A 1,875-nucleotide genomic window follows, 5' to 3' on the forward strand; every position below is an offset into this window, starting at 1 on the left:
CACGAGGCGGCCCGGGCCGTGCTCGCCCGGGTGGCACAGGGCGTGGTCACCGGGAGCCGACCCGGTTCGTCGCGGGCGCTGACCGCGGCCCGGGTCGTGGCGGCGCACACCGGTGACGAGGCCCTGCTCGAAGGGTGGGCGGTGGGCGAAGCGCTGCCGCCGGGTCTCGAGGGTGATTTTGACTTCCGCTGGATCGCCGTGGGCAACCTGGCCCGGCGGGGTCTGTGGGATGACGAGGCCATCGATCGGGCCCTCGCCCTCGACCAGACCATCCAGGGACGGCTCAACGCGTTGCAAGCCCGTGCCTCGCGGCCGGACGCCGACGCGAAGGCGTGGGCGTGGCAGGAGTTGACCGCGGCCGGCGAACGCTCCAACCACGAGATGAACGCGCTCGCCCTCGGGTTCTGGCAGACGCGCGAGCTCGACATGGTGCGGCCCTACGTGTCGCGCTACTTCCGCGACGTGCCCGCTCTCGGCCACCGGGTCGGCGAGGATGCGCTGGCCCGGGTGGCGAGCCTGTCCTACCCCCACGCCGTCGTCGAGCGGTCGGTGACGGCGGCCACCGCCCACGCACTCGACCGCGACGACCTCAGCGGCGCCGTGCGTCGCGCGATGGTCGACCAACAGGCCCTGCTGCTGGAGGCAGTGCGGTCGCGGGAGCTGTTCCCTCCGGCCGAGCAGGCCACTGCCTGATCCCGGCCGCCGTGCGTCGGTGGCAGGCTTTCGTCGCGCCGGTCAGCGGTGCAGGGCACGCAGCAGGAGGACGACTCCGCGCACGACGTCAGTGTTGGCCGCGACGGCCACCACCACGAGTCCCCAGAGCGGGACCCCGGCCACGGCAGCCACGGCGAAGATGAGCAACCGGAACTCTCGCCGGAAGAGCAGGCGTACGTCGGTGTCCCGGCCGACGGCGTGCACGTACGACACGAGCAGGCAGCCGCAGGCGGCGGCGAAACCCCAGGCCCAGGTGGTCGGCGTCGCTCCCGCTCCGACGACCAGTCCCAGCACTACGGCCAGGTCGGCATACCGGTCCAGCAAGGTGTCGAGTGTGGCGCCCCGGCGGGAGGCCCGGCCGCTGACCCGGGCGATCTCGCCGTCGACCCCGTCCAGCGCCGAACCGAGGACCACTCCCAGCCCACCCGCGAGCATCGACCACCGGTTGCCGTATCCGAGCAGGCCGGCCGCGAGCAGCGTGACCGTGAAGGCGAGCACCGTTGCGACGTCGGGGTGCATGCCGGTGCGCAGCAGCTGGCGCGTCAGCGGCCCGGAGATGCGACGGTTGACCAGCCGGGCGACGATGCCGTCGGTCGGCTTCGGTCCGTAGCGCCGCCACATGGCTCGTTCGAGTCCGCGCACGTCGTCGGCCGAGTCGAGGCTGGCCCAGAGCCCGGTGACCTCCGAGCTGGTCAGACCCGCACCCTCGTCCACAAGCCGACGGCGCCAGTGGGCCCAGCTCGCGTCCGGGGTCGTGGGAGCCACTGCCAGCAGGTCCTCGCGGTAGGCGACGGTCAGGCCAGCGTCCACCACCCGAATGTTGTCGGCCGCGTCACCGTCCGCCGCGGGCCTCGTGCCAAGGGCGCGGACCGATCCGTCGGGCGCCAGATCCGCTCGGAGGGGGAGGCGGCCCGCCATACCTCCGACCTGCCGTCCCGGGTCACGGTCGACCGCAAGCACGTTGCGTCCCGGGGCGTCGAGCAGCCTGCGCACGTCCGAGGACTCGAAGACGTGGTCGCCCATGATCACGAGGCAGCGGTCGCTGTCGACTCGAGCCAGCCCGACCGCCACGGCCGCCGCGGTGCCGTGCTGGCGGTCCGGGTCGACGACCAGCTCGACGTCCAGCGGCTCGGTGCGCAGCGCTGCCTGGAGGCGCTCGCT

General features: G+C 73.3%; 2 protein-coding genes. One reads left to right on the plus strand and one right to left on the minus strand.

Annotated features, from left to right (window positions below; translation table 11 throughout):
* A partial coding sequence (locus FRW57_RS21130; RefSeq protein ID WP_203230471.1) for an ERAP1-like C-terminal domain-containing protein occupies positions 1–693 on the plus strand: 693 nt, incomplete at its 5' end.
* Between the two features lie 42 nt (positions 694–735).
* Here FRW57_RS21130 and FRW57_RS21135 read toward each other — a convergent pair.
* On the minus strand, positions 736–1,875 hold a 1,140-nt coding region (locus FRW57_RS21135), incomplete at its 5' end, for a CDP-alcohol phosphatidyltransferase family protein (protein WP_152186990.1).

Origin of the sequence: Segeticoccus rhizosphaerae (assembly GCF_009192725.1) — a bacterium.
GTDB classification, from domain to species: Bacteria; Actinomycetota; Actinomycetes; order Actinomycetales; family Dermatophilaceae; genus Segeticoccus; species Segeticoccus rhizosphaerae.